This window comes from Kitasatospora sp. NPDC048662 (genome assembly GCF_055587065.1).
This window is the reverse complement of sequence record NZ_JBVJHA010000002.1, coordinates 98,818-120,196: the sequence shown is the minus strand read 5'-3', so window position 1 is coordinate 120,196 and position 21,379 is coordinate 98,818. Positions and strand designations below refer to the sequence as shown.

At 71.2% G+C, this 21,379-nt stretch carries 17 protein-coding genes; 11 read left to right on the top strand and 6 right to left on the bottom strand.

Annotated elements, in window-relative coordinates:
• Window positions 1–15 precede the first annotated feature (15 nt).
• The 11 genes from ACZ6R9_RS06545 to cimA all read left to right on the top strand — a co-directional run bounded on the left by ACZ6R9_RS06545 (window position 16) and on the right by cimA (window position 14,532).
• Entirely contained in the window at window positions 16–1,866 is a 1,851-nt protein-coding gene (locus ACZ6R9_RS06545; RefSeq protein ID WP_380488776.1) for an acetolactate synthase large subunit, read from the top strand.
• Between the two features lie 23 nt (window positions 1,867–1,889).
• On the top strand, window positions 1,890–2,414 hold the full coding sequence (gene ilvN / locus ACZ6R9_RS06540) for an acetolactate synthase small subunit (RefSeq protein ID WP_380488786.1): 525 nt from the start codon (window positions 1,890–1,892) through the stop codon (window positions 2,412–2,414).
• A 101-nt stretch (window positions 2,415–2,515) separates the two neighbouring features.
• Window positions 2,516–3,514: a ketol-acid reductoisomerase gene (ilvC, locus tag ACZ6R9_RS06535; protein WP_465536922.1), complete on the top strand. Its 999-nt coding sequence runs from the start codon at window positions 2,516–2,518 to the stop codon at window positions 3,512–3,514.
• A gap of 218 nt (window positions 3,515–3,732) precedes the next feature.
• Window positions 3,733–5,313, top strand: coding sequence for a phosphoglycerate dehydrogenase (serA, locus tag ACZ6R9_RS06530; RefSeq protein WP_465537675.1), 1,581 nt, complete (start codon window positions 3,733–3,735; stop codon window positions 5,311–5,313).
• Between the two features lie 284 nt (window positions 5,314–5,597).
• Window positions 5,598–5,759 (top strand): hypothetical protein, encoded by a 162-nt coding sequence (locus tag ACZ6R9_RS06525; protein ID WP_380488774.1) that lies wholly within the window; start codon window positions 5,598–5,600, stop codon window positions 5,757–5,759.
• A 152-nt stretch (window positions 5,760–5,911) separates the two neighbouring features.
• A complete protein-coding gene (locus tag ACZ6R9_RS06520; protein WP_465536919.1) occupies window positions 5,912–8,944 on the top strand; it encodes a S8 family serine peptidase in 3,033 nt (1,010 codons plus the stop codon).
• 40 nt (window positions 8,945–8,984) lie between these two features.
• Window positions 8,985–9,548, top strand: a complete 564-nt coding sequence (locus ACZ6R9_RS06515; protein WP_465536918.1) for a Uma2 family endonuclease — start codon at window positions 8,985–8,987, stop codon at window positions 9,546–9,548.
• 62 nt (window positions 9,549–9,610) lie between these two features.
• A complete protein-coding gene (locus ACZ6R9_RS06510) occupies window positions 9,611–10,648 on the top strand; it encodes a 3-isopropylmalate dehydrogenase (RefSeq protein WP_465536916.1) in 1,038 nt (345 codons plus the stop codon).
• Between the two features lie 166 nt (window positions 10,649–10,814).
• The gene (locus ACZ6R9_RS06505) at window positions 10,815–11,927 is read left to right on the top strand and encodes a branched-chain amino acid aminotransferase (RefSeq protein WP_465536914.1); all 1,113 of its coding nucleotides are present in this window, start codon (window positions 10,815–10,817) and stop codon (window positions 11,925–11,927) included.
• Window positions 11,928–12,021: 94 nt separating this feature from the next.
• Window positions 12,022–12,591: a Uma2 family endonuclease gene (locus ACZ6R9_RS06500; RefSeq protein ID WP_380488769.1), complete on the top strand. Its 570-nt coding sequence runs from the start codon at window positions 12,022–12,024 to the stop codon at window positions 12,589–12,591.
• A gap of 336 nt (window positions 12,592–12,927) precedes the next feature.
• Window positions 12,928–14,532, top strand: coding sequence for a citramalate synthase (gene cimA / locus ACZ6R9_RS06495; RefSeq protein WP_380488768.1), 1,605 nt, complete (start codon window positions 12,928–12,930; stop codon window positions 14,530–14,532).
• A gap of 83 nt (window positions 14,533–14,615) precedes the next feature.
• Here cimA and ACZ6R9_RS06490 read toward each other — a convergent pair whose 3' ends face one another.
• From ACZ6R9_RS06490 to ACZ6R9_RS06465, 6 genes are all read right to left on the bottom strand, one after another.
• On the bottom strand, window positions 14,616–15,200 hold the full coding sequence (locus ACZ6R9_RS06490; protein WP_035866431.1) for a GTP-binding protein: 585 nt from the start codon (window positions 15,198–15,200) through the stop codon (window positions 14,616–14,618).
• Window positions 15,181–15,831, bottom strand: a complete 651-nt coding sequence (locus ACZ6R9_RS06485) for a DUF742 domain-containing protein (RefSeq protein WP_380488767.1) — start codon at window positions 15,829–15,831, stop codon at window positions 15,181–15,183. The genes ACZ6R9_RS06490 and ACZ6R9_RS06485 overlap by 20 nt, the downstream gene beginning before the upstream one ends.
• Window positions 15,832–15,998: 167 nt before the next feature.
• Window positions 15,999–16,412, bottom strand: a complete 414-nt coding sequence (locus ACZ6R9_RS06480) for a roadblock/LC7 domain-containing protein (protein ID WP_035873526.1) — start codon at window positions 16,410–16,412, stop codon at window positions 15,999–16,001.
• 10 nt (window positions 16,413–16,422) lie between these two features.
• On the bottom strand, window positions 16,423–19,929 hold the full coding sequence (locus ACZ6R9_RS06475; protein ID WP_465536911.1) for a nitrate- and nitrite sensing domain-containing protein: 3,507 nt from the start codon (window positions 19,927–19,929) through the stop codon (window positions 16,423–16,425).
• Window positions 19,930–20,251: 322 nt separating this feature from the next.
• Window positions 20,252–20,836 (bottom strand): GTP-binding protein, encoded by a 585-nt coding sequence (locus ACZ6R9_RS06470; RefSeq protein ID WP_035866431.1) that lies wholly within the window; start codon window positions 20,834–20,836, stop codon window positions 20,252–20,254.
• Window positions 20,817–21,233, bottom strand: coding sequence for a DUF742 domain-containing protein (locus tag ACZ6R9_RS06465; protein ID WP_380488849.1), 417 nt, complete (start codon window positions 21,231–21,233; stop codon window positions 20,817–20,819). The genes ACZ6R9_RS06470 and ACZ6R9_RS06465 overlap by 20 nt, the downstream gene beginning before the upstream one ends.
• Window positions 21,234–21,379: the final 146 nt, after the last annotated feature.

Genomic DNA, 21,379 nt, shown 5'->3' with positions numbered 1-21,379 from the left:
AGAAGAGACAGGCAGATGACTGAGCACGCCGCAACCCCCCGCCGCGGGGACCACCCGGCCGCCCACGCTCCGGGTCAGCAGACCATCGAGACCATGACCGGCGCGCAGTCGCTCATTCGCTCGCTCGAGGCCGTCGGGGCCGACACGGTCTTCGGCATTCCGGGCGGCGCCATCCTCCCCGCGTACGACCCGCTGATGGACTCCACCAAGGTCCGGCACATCCTGGTCCGCCACGAGCAGGGCGCCGGCCACGCCGCGACCGGCTACGCGCAGGCCACCGGCAAGGTCGGCGTCTGCATGGCCACCTCGGGCCCCGGCGCCACCAACCTGGTCACCCCGATCGCCGACGCCTACATGGACTCGGTGCCGGTCGTCGCGATCACCGGCCAGGTCGCCTCCAAGGCGATCGGCACGGACGCCTTCCAGGAGGCGGACATCTGCGGCATCACCATGCCGATCACCAAGCACAACTACCTCGTGACCGACCCCGCCGAGATCCCCCGCGTCATCGCCGAGGCCTTCCACATCGCCGCCACCGGCCGCCCGGGCCCGGTCCTGGTGGACATCGCCAAGGACGCCCTGCAGGCCACCACCACCTTCCGCTGGCCGGTCGAGCTCTCGCTGCCCGGCTACCGCCCGGTCACCAAGCCGCACGCCAAGCAGATCCGCGAGGCCGCCAAGCTGCTGGTGAACTCCAAGCGCCCGGTGCTGTACGTCGGCGGCGGCGTGCTGAAGGCCAAGGCCGGCGCGGAGCTGCGCATCCTGGCCGAGCTGACCGGCGCCCCCGTGGTCACCACCCTGATGGCGATCGGCGTCTTCCCGGACAGCCACCCGCAGCACCTGGGCATGCCCGGCATGCACGGCTCGGTCCCCGCTGTCACCGCGCTGCAGAAGTCCGACCTGCTGTTCACCCTCGGCGCCCGCTTCGACGACCGGGTCACCGGCAAGCTCGACTCCTTCGCCCCGAACGCCAAGGTCGTGCACGCCGACATCGACCCGGCCGAGATCGGCAAGAACCGCCCGGCGGACGTCCCGATCGTCGGCGACGCCCGCGAGGTGCTGGCCGACCTGATCGTCGCCGTCCAGGCCGAGTTCGACGCCGGCCACCGCGGCGACTACACGGACTGGTGGACCAAGCTCGACCACTGGAAGAAGACCTACCCGATCGGCCACGAGCCCGCCCCCGCGGGCATGCTGTCCCCGCAGCAGGTGATCGAGCGGATCGGCCGGCTGGTCGGCCCGGACGCCATCTACGCCGCGGGCGTCGGCCAGCACCAGATGTGGGCCAGCCAGTTCATCCAGTTCGAGAAGCCCGCGACCTGGCTGAACTCCGGCGGCGCCGGCACCATGGGCTACGCCGTCCCGGCCGCGATGGGCGCCAAGGCCGGCAAGCCCGACACCCCGGTGTGGGCGATCGACGGCGACGGCTGCTTCCAGATGACCAATCAGGAACTGACCACCTGCACCCTGAACAACCTGCCGATCAAGGTCGCGGTCATCAACAACGGCTCGCTGGGCATGGTCCGCCAGTGGCAGACGCTGTTCTACAACCAGCGCTACTCCAACACCGTCCTGCACTCCGGCCCGGGCCATGACGGCATCGAGCAGCCGGCCCAGGGCACCCGGATCCCGGACTTCGTCCTGCTGTCCGAGGCGATGGGCTGCGTCGGCCTGCGCTGCGAGCGCCCCGAGGACCTGGACGCCGTCATCAAGCAGGCCATGGAGATCAACGACCGCCCGGTGGTCATCGACTTCATCGTCCACCAGGACGCGATGGTCTGGCCGATGGTCGCCGCCGGCACCAGCAACGACGAGATCCAGTTCGCCCGGGGCGTCCGCCCCGACTTCGGCGACGACCAGGACTGACGGACCAGAAAGCGATGACCACCATGTCCAAGCACACCCTGTCCGTCCTGGTCGAGAACAAGCCCGGCGTGCTCGCCCGGATCGCCGCGCTGTTCTCCCGCCGCGGTTTCAACATCGACTCGCTGGCGGTCGGCCCGACCGAGCACCCCGACATCTCCCGGATGACCATCGTGGTCAACGTCGAGGAGCTGCCGCTGGAGCAGGTCACCAAGCAGCTCAACAAGCTGGTCAACGTGATCAAGATCGTGGAACTGGACCAGGCCCAGGCCGTCCAGCGCGAACTGATCCTGGTGAAGGTCCGCGCCGACGCCGAGACCCGCTCCCAGGTCACCGAGATCGTCCAGCTGTTCCGCGCCAAGACCGTCGACGTGTCGCCCGAAGCGGTGACCATCGAGGCGACCGGCTCCTCGGACAAGCTGGAGGCCATGCTGAAGATGCTGGAGCCCTACGGCATCAAGGAGTTGGTGCAGTCCGGCCTGGTCGCGATCGGCCGCGGCGCCCGCTCCATCACCGACCGCTCGCTGCGCGCGCTCGACCGCACCGCCTGACACCGGTCGTCTCAGTACTCAAGCACCACCACCGAACCCCCGCCGGGTGCGCCTACGGTAGGAGCACCCGGCAACACCACCACGCAAGGAGATGTGCCCCCGTGGCCGAGCTGTTCTACGAAGACGACGCCGACCTGTCCATCATCCAGGGCCGCAAGGTCGCGGTCATCGGCTACGGCAGCCAGGGCCACGCCCACGCGCTGTCGCTGCGCGACTCGGGCGTCGATGTCCGCGTCGGCCTGCTGGAGGGCTCCAAGTCCCGCGCCGCCGCCCAGGAGGCCGGCCTGCGCGTGGTCACCCCGTCCGAGGCCGCGGCCGAGGCCGACGTCATCATGATCCTGGTGCCGGACCCGATCCAGGCCGACGTCTACAAGGAGGCCATCGAGCCGAACCTGAAGGCGGGCGACGCCCTGTTCTTCGGCCACGGCCTGAACATCCGCTTCGGCTTCATCCAGCCGCCGGCCGACGTCGACGTCTGCATGGTCGCCCCGAAGGGCCCCGGCCACCTGGTCCGCCGCCAGTACCAGGAGGGCCGCGGCGTTCCGTGCATCGTGGCCGTCGAGCAGGACGCCACCGGCAAGGCCTTCGACCTGGCGCTGTCCTACGCCAAGGGCATCGGCGGCACCAAGGCCGGCGTCATCAAGACCACCTTCACCGAGGAGACCGAGACCGACCTGTTCGGTGAGCAGGCCGTCCTCTGCGGTGGCACCGCCGCCCTGGTCAAGGCCGGCTTCGAGACCCTGGTCGAGGCGGGCTACCAGCCCGAGATCGCCTACTTCGAGTGCCTGCACGAGCTGAAGCTGATCGTCGACCTGATGTACGAGGGCGGCCTGGAGAAGATGCGCTGGTCGGTCTCCGAGACCGCCGAGTGGGGCGACTACGTCACCGGCCCCCGCATCATCACCGCCGACACCAAGGCCGAGATGAAGAAGGTCCTGGCCGAGATCCAGGACGGCACCTTCGCCAACACCTGGATCGCCGAGTACAAGGCCGGTCTGCCGAAGTACAACGAGTACAAGAACGCGGACGCCGACCACCTGCTGGAGACCACCGGCAAGAAGCTCCGCAAGCTGATGAGCTGGGTCGACGAGAGCGCCTGATCCTCCATCCCGCTTGTACAACAAGGCTGTTCCCGTCCGGGTGATTTCGCCGGACGGGAGCAGTCCCCCCGGCGGCCCGCCGATAGACTCCCGAATACGCGTCAGGCCCACAGCGTCGTGCGTCTAGCTACGCGACATGCCACCTTCCCCCGCCCTGTGCACGCCACCTCCGTGTGGCGGGGTGAACCGGACAGTTAGGACACACTGTCGTGAGCGCTGTGAAAAACGCCGTCGTCCTCATCGCCGAAGAGCTTTCGCCCGCCACCGTCGACGCCCTCGGGCCGGACTTCGAGATCCGGCACTGCAACGGCGCCGACCGCATCGAGCTGCTGACCGCGATCGCCGACGTGGACGCCATCCTGATCCGCTCCGCCACCAAGGTGGACGCCGAGGCGCTGGCCGCCGCGAAGAAGCTCAAGGTGGTCGCCCGCGCCGGCGTCGGCCTGGACAACGTGGACGTCGCCGCCTCCACCAAGGCCGGCGTGATGGTCGTCAACGCGCCGACCTCCAACATCGTCACCGCCGCCGAACTCGCCTGCGGCCTGCTGATCTCGGTCGCCCGCAACATCGCGCCCGCCAACGCCGCGCTCAAGGGCGGCGAGTGGAAGCGCAACAAGTACACCGGCGTCGAGCTCAGCGAGAAGACCCTCGGCGTGGTCGGCCTCGGCCGGATCGGCGTGCTGGTCGCGCAGCGGATGTCCGCGTTCGGCATGAAGATCGTCGCCTACGACCCCTACATCCAGGCCGCCCGCGCGGCCCAGATGGGCGTCAAGCTGCTCTCGCTCGAAGAGCTGCTGGAGGTCGCGGACTTCATCACCGTGCACCTGCCGAAGACCCCGGAGACCATCGGCCTGATCGGCGACGAGGCGCTGCACAAGGTCAAGCCGAGCGTGCGGATCGTCAACGCGGCCCGCGGCGGCATCGTCGACGAGGACGCGCTGCTGCGCGCCCTGCAGGAGGGCCGGGTGGCCGGCGCCGGCCTGGACGTGTACGCCAAGGAGCCGTGCACCGACTCGCCGCTGTTCGCCCTCGACAACGTGGTCGCCACCCCGCACCTGGGCGCCTCCACCGACGAGGCCCAGGAGAAGGCCGGCATCGCGGTCGCCAGGTCGGTGCGCCTCGCGCTGGCCGGCGAACTGGTGCCGGACGCCGTCAACGTCCAGGGCGGCGTGATCGCCGAGGACGTCCGCCCGGGCCTGCCGCTGGCCGAGAAGCTCGGCCGGATCTTCACCGCGCTGGCCGGCGAGGTCGCCGTCCGCCTCGACGTCGAGGTCCGCGGCGAGATCACCCAGCACGACGTGAAGGTGCTCGAACTCTCCGCGCTGAAGGGCGTGTTCGAGGACGTGGTGGCCGAGACGGTGTCCTACGTCAACGCCCCGCTGTTCGCCCAGGAGCGCGGCGTCGAGGTCCGGCTGACCACCTCCAGCGAGTCGCCCGAGCACCGCAACGTGATCACCGTCCGCGGCACCCTGGCGAACGGCGAGGAGGTGTCGATCTCCGGCACCCTCTCCGGCCCGAAGCTCATCCAGAAGATCGTCGGCGTGGACGGCTTCGACGTGGACGTGGCGCTCACCGACCACATGGCGTTCTTCCACTACGAGGACCGCCCCGGCGTGGTCGGCACCCTCGGCAAGATCCTCGGCGACGCCGGCATCAACATCGCCGGCATGCAGGTCGCCCGCGACGGCGACAACGCGCTCGCCTCGATCACCGTGGACACCGAGGTCTCGCAGGAGGTCCTCACCGAGATCGCCGGTGCCATCGGCGCCCGCTTCGCCCGCGCGGTGAACCTCGGCTGACGCCCCCTCAGCACCCCGAACGGCCCTTCCGACCTTGAGTCGGAAGGGCCGTTCGCGTACCCCAGGGCTGTCGCTGTCTCAGATAGTAGGAAATCCAAGTAATTTGGCGACACTGCGGCCCGCCCGTCGTACTGTGGAGTAGTCATACGGTGCGCCACCCCCGCAACGCCGGGGAGCATGGCCCGTGTGCGCGTACGCGGTGCGGCAGGCGACCCCTGCCGGCGTACCTCCACCCTCCTCACCACCCTCGCGCGCTGCTGCGCCCCCGTACCAAGGAGCCCGGTATGCCTTTCGTCGCAGACCGCACCACCGCCCCCGCCGCGCCCACCGCCACCGCCACCCTCGTCCAGCGCCGGCGCCGCCGCGCCCAGGCCGACCCGCGGGCCGCCGCCGCCCTGCAGCGCGCCCTCGACCGCCGGGACAACGGGGCCCCCGCCGAGCACTGAGCGGCCACCGCCGGGTGGCAACCGCTGCGCGGCAACCGCTGAGCGGCAGCCACTGAGCGGCAACCACGCCACTGCGCCAGCCGGGTGACTTACCGTCACCCATGCGGTGAACGTCCGCACCCGGCCCGGCGGCGGCTCCTAGGTTGGGGCGGGTGCGCACCGCCCTCGGCCTCCTCGCCACCCTCGCCCTGCTCGCCCCGGCCGCCCCCGCGTCGGCCACCCACCCGGCCGGGTTACCCCGGCCCAGCACCGCCGTGCTGCTGGAGTTGGCCACCGAACCCGCCGCCACCGCCTGGCGACGCGCCCAGGACGGCGCCCGGCGCGAACTCCGCACCCCCGACCAGACCCGGCGCGCCGCGGCCGCCGCCGGCCGCGCCCAGCGGGCCGCCGCCGAGCGCTCCCTGGACACCCTGACCGCCACCCTGCGGCGCGCCGTCCCCGACGCCCGCCCGCTGTACCGCACCCACACCCTGGCCAGCGGCCTCGCCCTGCGGCTGCCCGCCGACCAACTCCCGCGCCTGGCCGGGCTGCCCGGCGTCAAGGCCGTCCACCCCGTGACGCTCAAACAGCGCACCAACGGCCACGCGGTCCCGCTCAGCGGCGCCCCGAAAGTCTGGGACGGGCCGGAGGGGCACACCGGCGAGGGCGTCCGGATCGGCATCGTCGACTCCGGCATCGACTACACCCACGCCGACTTCGGCGGCCCCGGCACCCCCGAGGCCTACGCCGCCGTGGACGGCGCAAGGCCCGCGCCCGCCGCGCTGTTTCCCAGCGACAAGGTGATCGGCGGCAAGGACCTGGTCGGCGACGACTACGACCCCGACCCGGCCGCCGAGCACTACCAGCCCGTCCCGCACCCCGACGACAACCCGCTCGACTGCGCCGTCAACGGCCACGGCACCCACGTCGCCGGCACCGCCGCCGGCCTCGGCGTCACCGCCGCCGGCAAGCCCTACCACGGCCCCTACCGGCCCGGCCTGAACCCCGCCGACTTCAAGGTCGCCCCCGGCGCGGCCCCCGGCGCCCAGCTGTACGCCCTCAAGGTGTTCGGCTGCCACGGCTCCACCGACCAGCTCGCCGCCGCCCTCGACCTGGCCGCCGACCCGAACGGCGACGGCGACCTCGGCGACCGGCTCGACGTGCTCAACCTCTCCCTCGGCAGCCCGTTCGGCAGCCCCGACGACGCCGACGCCCTCGCCGCCGACCGGCTCGCCGCACTCGGCACCGTGGTGGTCGCCGCCTCCGGCAACGAGGGCGACGTGTACGGCATCGGCAGCAGCCCCGGCACCGCCGCCCGGGTGCTCACCGCCGCCGCCTCCGTGGACCCGCACGGCGACGCCGACGGCATCACCGTGCTCGCCCCCGCCGCCCTCGCCGGCACCGTCCCCGCGCACTGGAGCGGCCGGTACACCCAGTGGGACACCGCCACCGTCAGCGGCGAACTCGCCGTCCCCGCCGAGGACCTGGACGGCTGCGAGACCTTCGGGGACGGTGATGCCGGACGGCTGCGCGGAAAGATCGCCGTCCTGCGCTGGACCACCAGGGACGCCGACCGGGCCTGCGGCTCCGCCCCGCGCGCCGACCACGCCGCCGACGCCGGAGCCATCGGCGCGCTGTACGCCGCCGACGGCGACGACCTCGGCGAGATCGCCGGCGACGAACGGATCCCCGCCGCGATCCTGGCCCGCGCCGACGGCGAACGCCTGCTGACGGCCGCCCAGCACGGCCCCGTGACCGTCCGGCTCGCCGCACCCGGCAACCCGCTGCACGGCGCCGTCCCGCAGGACCAGCCGGAGCGCACCGACACCCTCGCCGCCTTCACCTCCCGCGGTATCGGCGTGGACGGCATCGTCAAACCCGATCTGGCCGCGCCCGGCGAGACCATCTGGTCCGCGAAAGCCGGATCCGGCAGCGGCGGCATGCGCGAGGACGGCACCTCGATGGCCACCCCGCAACTGGCCGGCCTGGCCGCACTGGTCCGCTCCGCGCACCCCGAACTGGGCGCCGCCGAGATCAAGGCCGCGCTCATGAACACCGCCACCGACACCTACCTGCACCACGACCGCACCGGCCCGGTCCACGGGCCCGAACGCACCGGCAGCGGCCGGGCCCGGGTGGACGAGGCCGTCCGCACCCCCGCCCTCGCCCACGGCACCCAACTCGACGGCGCGGTCGGCGTCTCGTTCGGCGTGGTCGAAGCCACCGGGGCTCTCGCGGCCACCCGCGAGGTCGCGGTTCAGAATCTGAGTGACCGTCAACTCGCCTATGCCGTCGGCTACTCCGCCGCCACCTCGGTCCCCGGCGCGAGCTTCGCGCTCTCGCCCGCCCGGGTCGTCCTCCCGCCGCACGGCACCGCGACCGTCACCGTCACACTCCGCCTCACCAGCGGCCTCGGCCGCGCCCCCGACCCCACCCTCGACCTGATCCAGGCCGGCCACGCCCGCACCTACCGCGGCGAACTCTCCGGCCGGCTCACCCTCACCCCCGCCGACCCCGCCCTGCCCTCGCTGCGCGTCCCGCTGTTCGCCGCCCCGCGCCCCGCGACCGACGCCACCGCGTTCGGCACCCCCGCCACCTTCGCCGTCGCCAGTGGCACCCGGCCCGACCTGCTCACCGTCCTGCAACCCGGCGGCACCTCCGAGTCCGAGCTGCGGTACGCGGCCGCCGCCGTGGACGACCAGGGCATGCTCTACCTCGCCGCCGTCCTGTCGGCCCCCGCCGCCACCCCCGCCACCGCCCACGCCGTCCGCGCCACCCTCGACCTCGACGGCGACGGCACCCCCGACGCCACCGTCACCGCCGAACGCCTCCCCGGCAGCGACGTCCTGATCGCCCGCACCCTCGACGCCCGCACCGGCGCTGAACTCGACGTCCAGCCCCTCAACGGCCGCTGGGGCGACACCGACACCGCCCTGCTCGACTCCGACACCCTCCTCCTCCCCGTCCGCCTCGCCGCCCTCCCGCCGGCCACCGCCCCCCACTACACCCTCCAGACCACCGCCACCCTCGGCCCGTACCCCCTCGACCTCACCCGCCCCACCCCGGTCCTCCACCCCGTCCGCCCCGGCGAGATCCTCCACACCCCACTGCGCGACGCCCTGCTGATCCACCACCTCAACCCGGTCGGGCAGCGCGTCCAACTCCTCACCCCGAAGGGTGATCCCGGGCGGGAAACCACCCGGTAGCCTGACAGCACAGGCCAGAGTCCCCGCCATGGGAGCACTGATGAGCGTCGACCCGTACCCGGACTGGCTCCGCCCGCCGGTCGGCGGCTACACCGCCGACGACCTGGACCGACTGCCGGACCTCCCGCCGCACACAGAGCTGATCGACGGGAGCCTGATTTTCGTGAGTCCGCAGACGAGCTTCCACATGCTTGCGCTCCGAACCCTGGAATGGGCACTGGTCGCGGCGGTCCCGGCCGGTTGGGAGGTGTGGCGGGAGATGAACGTCAAGCTCAACCGGCGTAACCGTCTTGAGCCCGACTTGATGGTCGTCAATCAGCAGGCGGTCACCGGCCTGAAGCAGACCTACTGCGAGCCGAAGGACGTCCTGCTCGCGGTCGAGGTGGTCTCGGAGGAGTCCGAGGAGCGCGATCGCGAAGCCAAGCCCAGGAAGTACGCGGCCGCCGGCATCCGCCACTTCTGGCGGGTGGAGAACGACAACGGCCGGACGGTCGCCTATGTCTACGAGCTGGACCCGGCGACCAGCGCTTACGGTCTCGTGGGGATCCATCACGGCGTTCTCAAGCTCGATGTCCCCTTCCCCGTCGAGGTCGAGCTGAGCTGACGCACCGTCCAGATGGTGGACGGCGCGTGCTCAGGGCCTGGGACGGTTGTACTGTCCGAAACATGTCTCGCACCATTCGTCTCGCAGTGATCCCGGGTGACGGCATCGGCCAGGAGGTCGTGGCCGAGGGCCTCAAGGTGCTTCGTGCCGCTCTGCCCTCCGATGTGAAGCTGGAGACCACCGAGTACGACCTCGGTGCCCGGCTGTACCACCGGACCGGGGAGACCCTGCCCGATGCGGTGCTGGAGGAGCTGAAGGGGCAGGACGCCATTCTGCTCGGTGCGATCGGGGACCCGAGCGTGCCGTCCGGGGTACTGGAGCGGGGGCTGCTGCTGAAGCTGCGCTTCGCCTTCGACCACCACATCAACCTCCGCCCCGGCAAGCTGTTCCCGGGCGTGCGGTCGCCGCTGGCGGGGCAGCCGGAGATCGACTTCGTGGTGGTCCGCGAGGGCACCGAGGGCCCGTACGTCGGCAACGGCGGCACGCTGCGCACCGGCACCCCGCAGGAGGTCGCCACCGAGGTCAGCCTGAACACCGCGTTCGGCATCGAGCGGGTCGTCCGGGACGCCTACCGCCGTGCCCAGGCCCGCCCGCGCAAGAAGCTGACGCTGGTGCACAAGAACAACGTGCTGGTGCACGCCGGCCACCTGTGGACCCGGATCTTCGAGCAGGTCGGCCGGGAGTTCCCCGAGGTCACCACCGACTACCTGCACGTGGACGCGGCGACGATCTTCTTCGTCACGCAGCCCGAGCGGTTCGACGTGATCGTCACCGACAACCTGTTCGGTGACATCCTGACCGACCTCGCCGCGGCCGTCACCGGCGGCATCGGCCTGGCCGCGTCCGGCAACATCAACCCGAGCGGCGAGTTCCCGTCGATGTTCGAGCCGGTGCACGGCTCCGCCCCGGACATCGCCGGCCAGGGCAAGGCCGACCCGACCGCCACCGTGCTCTCGGTCGCCATGCTGCTGGAGCACCTCGGCTTCGCCGCCGAGGCCGCCCAGGTCGAGGCCGCGGTCGCCGCGGACCTCGCCGAGCGCACCGGCCCCCGGTCCACCTCCGCGGTCGGCGACGCGCTCGCCGCCCGAGTATCGGGCTGACCCGGCCGGACAACAATTCCGGCCGACGGGCCGGTTCATATACGTACAGCCTCCCGGCTGTTCGGCACGGCCCTCTGGATGCGAGTATCGACAGTGGGCCGTGCCGTCATGCGTTCCTCCGCCCGGCGGTGGCCCAGCCAAAACCCACGGTGAAGGACAGACAGCCATGAGCACGCCCACCCAGGCGCCCATCACGTTCGACCTCAAGCCCTCGGCGCAGCCGCTGTCCGACGCGGAGCGCGAGGCCCGACTGGCCAACCCCGGCTTCGGCCGGATCTTCACCGACCACATGGTGACCATCCGCTGGACCGAGGGCCGCGGCTGGCACGACGCCCAGCTGACGCCGTACGCGCCGTTGGAGGTCGACCCGGCCAACATGACCCTGCACTACGGCCAGGCGATCTTCGAGGGCCTGAAGGCCTACCGCCAGGCCGACGGCTCCATCGCGACCTTCCGCCCGGAGGCCAACGCCGAGCGCTTCCAGGCCTCGGCGCGGCGCCTGGCGATGCCCGAGCTGCCCGTCGAGGCCTTCGTCGAGGCGGTCGAGCTGCTGGTCCAGCAGGACCAGGCGTGGGTGCCCAGCCAGCCCGAACAGAGCCTCTACCTGCGGCCGTTCATGTTCGCCACTGAGGTCGGGCTGGGCGTGCGCCCCGCCAACTCCTACATTTTCATGATCATCGCCTCGCCGGCCGGCGCGTACTTCCCCGGCGGCGTCAAGCCGGTCTCGGTCTGGCTCTCCGAGGACTACGTCCGCGCCGCGCCGGGCGGCACCGGCGCCGCGAAGTGCGCCGGCAACTACGCGGCCTCCCTGGTCGCCCAGGCCGAGGCCGCCGCCAAGGGCTGCGACCAGGTGGTCTGGCTGGACGCCGCCGAGCACAAGTGGGTCGAGGAGATGGGAGGCATGAACCTCTACTTCGTCGTCGGCGAGGGCAAGGACGCCACCGTCGTCACCCCCGAACTCTCCGGCGCCCTGCTCCCCGGCATCACCCGCGACTCGCTGCTCGCCCTCGCACGCGACCTCGGCTACCGCTCCGAGGAGCGCAAGATCTCCACCGGCGAGTGGAAGCAGGGCAACGCCGACGGCACCATCACCGAGGTCTTCGCCTGCGGCACCGCGGCCGTCATCACCCCCGTCGGCCACGTCAAGTCCGCCACCGCCGACTGGACCGTCGGCACCGGCGAACCCGGCCCCATCACCATGCAGCTCCGCGAGGCCCTCCTCGCCATCCAGGGCGGCCAGCGCCCGGACACCCACAACTGGCTCCACAAGATCGTCTGACGCCGTCGGCCCGGGCATTCCGTGGCGGAATGCCCGGGCTCGATACCCTCGGAAAACTCCACTCGTTGAGCAGCTCGGATAGGAGGGAGGGACCATGACCGCCGCGATGTACGACGACACCGACGTCTGGCGCAGCCCGGAGGATGACCTCCGCGAAGCCTTCTTGGCCCTGAAAACCCCGCAGGGCTTCAAGGCCGAGATCATCGAGGGAGAGATCATCGTGACACCGCCGCCGAACGGCGAGCACGAGACTGTGATCGGGCGGATTGTCAGGCAGGTCTTCCGGCGCAGTGCGAAGGATTTCGACTTCGCGCCGGGTACGGGCTTGATCGTGCCCAACGGCCGGTACGTTCCAGATGCCACGTTCACCGATAACGGAACGATGATGGACCGCGAGTCGTGGTCCAAGCCCGATGGCGTGCTGATGGTCGTCGAGGTGACCTCCGGTAATCCGAGCAAGGACCGCGAGGCCAAGCGCAAGGGCTACGCCGCAGCGGAAATTCCGCTGTACCTGTTGGTGGACCGGCAAGCCGGTCAGGTGGTGCTGCACAGCAGCCCGGCCAAGGGCGACTACACCTCCACCGCCACGGTGACTGTGGGAAACCCGCTCCTGCTGCCCGAGCCGTTCGGGTTCGAGCTCGACACCGCCGAGCTGTTCGGGTAGCCGTTCCGGATGGCGAGACGGGTTCTGGCGATGGAGAAGGTGTGTGCAAGACTGCAAAGGTGTCCTCGCTTTCGCTGATTATTAGCAGCAGGCGCGCCGGTCCGCAGTGACCGTTTCCGTGGCAACACCCTGATCGCGGAGCGACCACCAGCGTCCAGACCCGCGCGCAGACCTCTCGCACCCGCGAGGGGTCTTTTGTTTTGTCCCGGACCGGCCCGGGCCCTCACGAGGGGGCCGGAGACACCGGGGGAGCGCGCGGGATGCTGGACAGTGGAGCCGGATCACGATCCCGGCAAAATGCATGAAAATACTCCACCGAACGGAGAACCCAGGGCCATGACCGAGGCCAACAGCCGCCCGCACGACGGCTTCCACGTCTTCGACACCACGCTCCGCGACGGCGCCCAGCGGGAGGGGATCAACCTCACCGTGGCGGACAAGCTCGCCATCGCGCGCCACCTGGACGAGTTCGGCGTCGGCTTCATCGAGGGCGGCTGGCCCGGAGCCAACCCCCGGGACACCGAGTTCTTCGCCCGCGCGCAGGCCGAACTGGAGCTGAAGAACGCCCAGTTGGTGGCGTTCGGGGCGACCCGCCGGGCCGGCGGGAAGGCCGCGGAGGACCCGCAGCTGGCGGCGCTGGTGGCGTCCGGCGCGCCGGTGGTGACGCTGGTGGCGAAGTCCCACGACCGGCATGTGGAGCTGGCGTTGCGCACCACGCTGGAGGAGAACCTGGAGATGGTCCGGGACAGCGTGGAGTTCCTGCGCTCCCAGGGCCGCCGGGTGTTCATCGACTGCGAGCACTTCTTCGACGGCTACCGGGCGAACCCGGAGTACGCCTTGGCGGTGGTCAGGGCCGCGCACGGGGCCGGCGCGGACGTGGTGGTGCTGTGCGACACCAACGGCGGCATGCTGCCGTCCGGCGTGCGCGAGATCGTCGCGACCGTGCTGGCGGAGACCGGCGCCCGGCTCGGCATCCACGCGCAGGACGACACCGGCTGCGCGGTCGCCAACACGCTGGCCGCGGTGGACGCGGGCGCCACGCACGTGCAGTGCACCGCGAACGGCTACGGCGAGCGGGTCGGCAACGCCAACCTGTTCCCGGTGACGGCGGCGCTGGAGCTGAAGTACGACCGCCGGGTGCTGCCGGCCGGCAGTCTCGCCGAGATGACCCGGATCTCGCACGCCATCGCCGAGGTGGTGAACCTGACCCCGTCCACCCACCAGCCGTACGTCGGTTTCTCGGCGTTCGCGCACAAGGCGGGCCTGCACGCCTCCGCGATCAAGGTGGACCCGGACCTGTACCAGCACATCGATCCGGAGCGGGTCGGCAACACCATGCGGATGCTGGTGTCCGACATGGCGGGCCGGGCGTCGATCGAGCTGAAGGGCAAGGAGCTGGGCTACGACCTGGCCGGCGACCGCGACCTGGCGGGCCGGGTGGTGGCCCGGGTGAAGGCGCAGGAGAACCTGGGCTACACCTACGAGGCGGCGGACGCGTCCTTCGAGCTGCTGCTGCGTGACGAGGTGAACGGCGGCGAGCGGCTGCGGTTCTTCGAGCTGGAGTCCTGGCGGACCATCAGCGAGCAGGGCCCGGAGGGCCGGGCGGGCAACGAGGCCACCGTGAAGCTGTGGGCGCGGGGCGAGCGGAAGGTCGCCACCGGCGAGGGCAACGGCCCGGTGGACGCGCTGGACAAGGCGCTGCGGGCGGCGCTGGAGCCGATCTTCCCGCCGCTGGCGAAGCTGGAGCTGGTGGACTACAAGGTCCGCATCCTGGAGGGCCAGCACGGCACCGGCTCGAAGACCCGGGTGCTGATCGAGTCCACCGACGGCACCGGGACGTGGTCCACGGTCGGCGTGGCGGACAACGTGATCGCGGCGTCCTGGGTGGCGCTGGAGGACGCCTACACCTACGGCCTGCTGAGGGCCGATCAGCAGCCGTAGGGGCAGTTGGTGCGAGGAAGTGCCCAGGGGGCGTGCGGAAGGCTCCGCACGCCCCCTGCTGGCGTGGCCATGCCCTCGTCCGGTCAGCGCAGGCGGGCGAGGAGGGCGTGTTCGACGAGGGTGATGAGTGCGCTCTTGGCGCTGTCCCGGCGTCGGGCGTCGAGGGTGATGATCGGGATGTCGGCGTTCAACTGGAGTGCCTCCCGTACCTCGTCGGCGGTGTGGGGTTGGTGTCCGTCGAAGCCGTTGAGGGCGACGACGAAGGGGAGTCCGCTGTTCTCGAAGTAGTCGAGGGCGGGGAAGCAGTCGGCGAGGCGTCGGGTGTCGACGAGGACGACGGCGCCGATGGCGCCGCGGACGAGGTCGTCCCACATGAACCAGAAGCGGTCCTGTCCGGGGGTGCCGAACAGGTAGAGGATGAGGTCTTCGTCGAGGGTGATGCGGCCGAAGTCCATGGCGACGGTGGTGGTCGTCTTGCCGGAGACGTGGCTGAGGTCGTCGATGCCGGCGGAGGCCGAGGTCATGACGGCTTCGGTGCGCAGGGGGTTGATTTCGGAGACCGCGCCGACGAGCGTCGTCTTGCCCACGCCGAATCCGCCCGCGACGACGATCTTGGCGGAGGTGGTGGCGCGGCTGGGGGCGGCCGCGTTAGAGCTTGCGAAGTCCACTGAGGACCCTTTCGAGCAGCGTGACGTCGGGCTGGTTGCCGGATTCACCGCCGGCTGCGGGCTGGTGGATGGCGACCAGGCCGGCCTCGGCCAGGTCCGCCACGAGAATGCGGGCCACCCCAAGGGGGAGGCCGAGCAGGGCGGAGATCTCCGCCACCGACTTCACGTCGGAGGCGCACAGCGAGCAGATCCGCTGGTGCTCGGGCAGCAGCGTGGCCAGCCGGGCCGGGTCGACCGACGCGGAGACCAGTGCTTCCAGGGCGAGTTCGTAGCGCGGCCGGGTGCGTCCGCCGGTCATGGCGAACGGGCGGATCAGCGGCTCGGCGTCCTCGTAGTCGTCGAACCCGTCGTCCTCGTAAGGCTGTTCGACCTGCGGCGCCTCGTAGCGGTGCGGCAGGTCGGCGGGGTCGTGCGGGAACGCCTCATGGCCGGGGTAGGCCTGGCCGTATCCGTCCGGCTGCTGGAACCAGCGCGGGTCGGACTGCGGGGGCAGGTACGACTGGCCACCGTTGTTGAACTGCGGCGCGTACTGCTGCTGCTGACCGTGGCCGACGCCGGGAGTCCCGAAAGCGTCGTGGCCGGAGCCCGCGTACGGGACGCCGAACTGGCCACTGTGGTCGGGCGGTGTCACGGTTCATCTCCTCAAAGGGTGCGGCGGTGCGTAGCGGGCCGCGTCGCCGGAGGAGCGCCGAGGCCGGTGGTGCGGAGGCCGTACAACGCCCGGTCCCGAGGCCGCCGAAGCGACCTCGGGACGGGCAATGAGGTCTTTCGAATACCAGGACGGTATCCGACGAACCGTCAGTGCAGGAGACTGCCCTGGAGTTCGGCCCGCAGAGCGGGCGTCAGGACCGCGCCCGCGCGGTCCACCAGCAGGGCCATCTCGTAGCCGACGAGGCCGATGTCGGAGTCCGGCGAGGCCAGCACCGCGAGCGCGGAGCCGTCGCTGATCGCCATCAGGAACAGGAAGCCCCGCTCCATCTCGACCACGGTCTGGGTCACGTCGCCGCCCTCGAAGATCCGGCTGGCGCCGGAGGTCAGCGAGGTCAGTCCGGAGGCGACGGCGGCGAGCTGGTCGGCGCGGTCCCGGGGGAAACCCTCGGACATGCACAGCAGCAGACCGTCGGCGGAGACCACCACGGTGTGGGACACCCCGGGGGTGTTGTCCACGAAATTGGTGATCAGCCAGTTCAGGTTCTGTGCGGCCTGGCTCATCTGGGTCAACTCAACGCTCCTGCTGGTTCGAGCCGCCGAAGAGATCGGTGCTGCTGTTGTGCGGTCCATCACCGTACGCCCCCTCATCGGGGTCGATCCGGAAACTACCGGTGGTCCCGGAGTCGCCGCCGGCCTGGCGGCCCTGCTCGACGCCGCGGCGCAGGTTGGTCAGGCGGCCGCGCACCTCGTTCGGGTCGCGGGAGACCTGCGGGCCTTCCTGCGGGGTGGGCTTGGCGTTGCCCGGCACCAGGTTCTGCCGCGGTACGCGGCGCGGCAGACCCGAGGGGGTCGTGCCCGCGCTGGACGGCTCGCGGAGCTTCTCCGCGCGCTGCCAGTCGCCGTCGTTGGGGGACTCCCACTCGCTGGGCGCGGTGGTCGGGCCGGTCGGACCGTAGCCGCCGAGCGCGGACACGTCGTGGCCGCGCGACTCGACCGGCTCCGAGGTGTCCTTCGCGCCGGTGAACCAGTTCGGGCTCTCCGCGCCCAGCCCGCCGCCCGCGCCCGCCAGCTGCTGGCCGGGCCGGCGCTGCGGCAGCCCGCTGTCGGTCGTCGACGGCGCCGGCGGCAGCGCCGGCAGTTCCTCGGTCGGGTACGGGTGCCCGGCCGGCTCCTCGTAGCCGTACTCCTGCTGCCGGTACTCGTCGGCGTACTGCGCCTCCGGGTACTGCTCGTCGCCGTACTGCTGCTGGTCGGCGTACTGGGCGGCGTACGGCTGCTGGTACTCCTCGCCGTACTGCCGGCCGCCCTGGAACGGGTCGCCCTGGAAGGTGTCGTCCTGGTAGCCGGCCGGCGCGTACGGGGCCTGGTACTGCTCGGGCGCGTACGGGTCGTCCTGGTAGTGCTCCGCGGGCGTGTACGGGTCACGGCCGTAACCGGCGTCCTGGTAGCCGTACGTGTCGTCCTGGGCGCCCTGCTGGGGCTCGTAGGCGGCGGCGAAGGGGTCGGACTCCGGACGGCGGTAGTCGTCCCCGTACGGGGCCTGGTAGCCGTTCGCGGCGGGCTGGTCCTCGGAGTCGTACGGCGACTCCAGGATCTCCGCCTCCATCGGCTCCTCGAGGGTGGCGCCCGGACCGGCCTCCAGGGCGGCCCGGCGGCGCTCCTCCAGGCGCTGCGAGCGCTGCATGGACTCCAGCGCGGGGGAGAAGCCGTTGCCGCCGGCCGCGCCGTGGACGGGCAGGTGGTCGTCGAAGCCGAGCTCTGCGGCGGTGCGGTCCGCGCCGTCGAAGGACCACTCGGCGGGGGTCTCCTGCTCGGCGAAGATCCGCGAGACGGTGAACTCTTCGTTCTGCGCCTCGGGCACCGCGACCAGCGAGGTGAGCTGCTGCGGAAGCATCACCAGCGAGGTGGTGCCGGCCGATTCGCCCGAGGGGCGCAGCTGCACGCGGATGTCGTGCCGCTGGGACAGCCGGCCGACCACGAACAGGCCCATGCGGCGGGAGATGGTGGCGTCCACGGTGGGCGGTTCGGCGAGCTTCTCGTTGATCTCGGCGAAGTCCTCGGCGGTCAGGCCGATGCCCTTGTCGTGGATCTCCACCAGAACCCGGCCGTCCGGCAGGCTGGTGGCGTTGACCAGCACCCGGGTCTGCGGGGAGGAGAACGAGGTGGCGTTCTCCAGCAGCTCGGCGAGCAGGTGGACGAGGTCGGTCACGGCGGGGCCGACCACGTCGGCCTCGGGGATGCCGGCCAGTTCGATGCGCTCGTAGTGCTCCACCTCGGAGGCGGCGGCGCGCAGCACGTCGACCAGCGGGACGGGCGTGCTCCAGCGGCGGCCGGGCTCCTCGCCGGCGAGGACCAGGAGGTTCTCGCCGTTGCGGCGCATGCGGGTGGCCAGGTGGTCCAGCTTGAAGAGGTTCTCCAGCTGGTCCGGGTCGGCCTCGTTGTTCTCCAGGTCGGTGATCAGCGACAGCTGGCGCTGGATCAGGCCCTGGCTGCGGCGCGACAGGTTGGTGAAGATCGCGTTGACGTTGCCTCGCAGCAGCGCCTGCTCGGCGGCCAGCGAGACCGCCTGCTGGTGGACCTGGTCGAAGGCGCGGGCGACCTCGCCGATCTCGTCCTTGCCGTACAGCGGGATCGGGGTGACCGCGGTGTCGACCCGCTCCGGGTCGGTCTTGGAGAGCTTGTCGACCAGCTCCGGCAGACGGTGGTTGGCGATGTCCAGCGCGGCGGTGTTCAGGGTCCGCATGCCGAGGATCATCGAGCGGGCGATGTAACCGGTGAGCAGACCGGCCAGCACCAGAGAGGCGATCACGATCAGCGCGTTGAGCACCCAGTCGGTGAACGCCCGGTCCTTGATGCTCTGGGCGTCGTCGACGACCTGCTCGAGCAGCTCGGTCTCGGCCGTGCGCAGCGCGCTCATGTGGCTCTTGGTGGCCTGGTCCCACAGCGGGCGGGTCAGGCCGTCGGCGCCGGCCGAGGCGATGATCCTGGCTGCGGCGTCGCGGTCGGAGGCCGAAGCGGCCAGCTGGTTGCCGTAGTTCATGCCGACCGCCAGCAGCGCGATCATGCTGGGCATGGTGCGGCCGTCCGGCATGCGCAGCGGCAGGCGCTGGTCGGCGGTGGCCTGGGCGACCTCGGCGTCCGCGTAGACCTTCACCTCCTCGCTGCTGGACGCGGTGTTGAACTCGTCGCGGGCGGTCTGCTCCAGCTTGGCGGCGACCTGGAGGCCCTGGATCAGGTCCTGGCCCTCGTGGCCGTCCACGCCGCCGACGCCGAGGCCGACCAGCAGGTGGAGCATCAGCGCGCGCTGGGCCGAGGCGGCCGCCTTGGCCAGCGACATCGCGTAGATGGCGCGGCCCTTGGAGGTGACGTTGGAGGAGCCGAAGCCGACCGAGTTGTCCATCGACAGCAGCGGCGCGTACAGCATCGAGTACGCGTTGACGGTCGCGGTCGCGAACAGCTCCGGCTTGTAGGCGTTCTGCCGCAGGTGGGGGAGCCACAGGGCCATCGACTCGAACTGCGAGTTGCGGCGGGCGACCGTCGGGTCGTCCTTGATCTTGGCGAAGGCGGAACGGTAGGCGGCCAGCGCCTGGTCCGTCTTGTCCCGGAGCTTCTTCACCTCGCCCTGGTCGCCCTGGCCGGTGAGCAGCGGCACCAGGCTCTCGTCGCGCTCCTGTTGCAGCGCGTCGGCCAGGTTGGTCGCGGCGCTCGCCAGCTTCGCGATGCGCACCGCGCGGTCGGCGCTGCTGTAGTCGTCCAGCGAGGTGTTGACGCGCAGGCCGCCGAAGACCAGTGCGATCACCACGGGGATGACCAGGATGGCCACCAGACGGGTCGGCACTCGCCAGTTCAGCGGCGACAGGAAGTCGGGCCGGCTGCTGCCGCCCTGACGCTTGGCCTCCTTGGCGGCGGCGGGCCGCTCGGCGGACTCGCCGGCGGCGGCGGGGGCGGTGCGCTGCGGCTCGCCGCGGTCCTCGGCCGCGGTGAACGCGGAGAACTGACCTGTGGTCCGGCCGCTTGCCGGTTCCTGCTGGCGGGGCTCTGAGCGCCGCTGCGGGGTGACTGGCTGCTTACGCCTCACTCGACAACAACCTCTCGACCGACTGGCGGCCATGGATCTATCCGGCGGCTACCCCCCGACGGGCCGCGACCCGCTCGGATACTACGGGGTAGCTGGAATTCAACACGAGCCGGAGAAGCGGACATTCGGCTGCCCCGTCCCGCACGCCCGGGGCGGAAAGCGGACATTTGCGGTGGAACTTCCGCAAAGGTCTAGGCCGCTGGTGCGGACCGGAGCCGGGTGACTACGTACCGTCAGAAAAGCCGGGCAAATGTCTGTCGAACTGTTACCGGGGGGCGCGAACCATCCTTGGTACGCACCCCCCGGCGGGGCCTCGCGCCACTCATCGCAGGCGGGCGAGGAGGGCGTGTTCGACGAGGGTGATGAGTGCGCTCTTGGCGCTGTCCCGGCGTCGGGCGTCGAGGGTGATGATCGGGATGTCGGCGTTCAACTGGAGTGCCTCCCGTACCTCGTCGGCGGTGTGGGGTTGGTGTCCGTCGAAGCCGTTGAGGGCGACGACGAAGGGGAGTCCGCTGTTCTCGAAGTAGTCGAGGGCGGGGAAGCAGTCGGCGAGGCGTCGGGTGTCGACGAGGACGACGGCGCCGATGGCGCCGCGGACGAGGTCGTCCCACATGAACCAGAAGCGGTCCTGTCCGGGGGTGCCGAACAGGTAGAGGATGAGGTCTTCGTCGAGGGTGATGCGGCCGAAGTCCATGGCGACGGTGGTGGTCGTCTTGCCGGAGACGTGGCTGAGGTCGTCGATGCCGGCGGAGGCCGAGGTCATGACGGCTTCGGTGCGCAGGGGGTTGATTTCGGAGACCGCGCCGACGAGCGTCGTCTTGCCCACGCCGAATCCGCCCGCGACGACGATCTTGGCGGAGGTGGTGGCGCGGCTGGGGGCGGCCGCGTTAGAGCTTGCGAAGTCCACTGAGGACCCTTTCGAGCAGCGTGACGTCAGGCGTACCGCCCGACTCGCCCGCGGCGGCGGGCTGGTGGATGGCGACCAGACCGGCTTCCGCCAGGTCTGCGACAAGGATGCGGGCGACGCCGAGCGGGACTCCCGCCAGCGCGGAGATCTCGGCGACCGACTTGACCTCACGGCACAGCGCCACGATGCGCGCGTGCTCGGGCAGCAAGGTGCCCGGCGGGTTGGTGCCCGTGGTCGAGATCAGTGCCTCGATGGCCAGCTGGTAGCGCGGCCTGGTACGTCCGCCGGTCATGGCGTACGGGCGGACCAGCGGCTGCTGCTCGTAGCCGTCCGACTGCTGGCCGCCGTAGCCGTTTCCGTACCCGTTGCCGTATGAGCCGGCGGGTGTCGGGGGCATTGCGTCCTCCTTGTGCTGCAGTCGTTCGCTGCCGGAGCCCTGGGCCTGCCGGCTGACCGGATGTCAGCCACCGAGCGGCGAAGACTTGGGGGTGGGTGTGCCGGACCCGGTTCGGACGGGCCCGGCACAGTGAGGGTGGTGCTGAG

Bases quoted from the DNA above. Each gene is read 5' to 3' on its own strand.
- ACZ6R9_RS06525 (WP_380488774.1), top strand. From the start codon at position 5,598: ATGCCTTTCGTCGCAGACCGCACCACCGCCCCCGCCGCGCCCACCGCC.
- cimA (WP_380488768.1), top strand. From the start codon at position 12,928: ATGACCGAGGCCAACAGCCGCCCGCACGACGGCTTCCACGTCTTCGAC.
- ACZ6R9_RS06515 (WP_465536918.1), top strand. From the start codon at position 8,985: ATGAGCGTCGACCCGTACCCGGACTGGCTCCGCCCGCCGGTCGGCGGC.
- ACZ6R9_RS06510 (WP_465536916.1), top strand. From the start codon at position 9,611: ATGTCTCGCACCATTCGTCTCGCAGTGATCCCGGGTGACGGCATCGGC.
- ACZ6R9_RS06480 (WP_035873526.1), bottom strand. From the start codon at position 16,412: ATGAGCCAGGCCGCACAGAACCTGAACTGGCTGATCACCAATTTCGTG.
- ACZ6R9_RS06465 (WP_380488849.1), bottom strand. From the start codon at position 21,233: ATGCCCCCGACACCCGCCGGCTCATACGGCAACGGGTACGGAAACGGC.
- ACZ6R9_RS06505 (WP_465536914.1), top strand. From the start codon at position 10,815: ATGAGCACGCCCACCCAGGCGCCCATCACGTTCGACCTCAAGCCCTCG.
- ACZ6R9_RS06500 (WP_380488769.1), top strand. From the start codon at position 12,022: ATGACCGCCGCGATGTACGACGACACCGACGTCTGGCGCAGCCCGGAG.
- ilvN (WP_380488786.1), top strand. From the start codon at position 1,890: ATGTCCAAGCACACCCTGTCCGTCCTGGTCGAGAACAAGCCCGGCGTG.
- ACZ6R9_RS06545 (WP_380488776.1), top strand. From the start codon at position 16: ATGACTGAGCACGCCGCAACCCCCCGCCGCGGGGACCACCCGGCCGCC.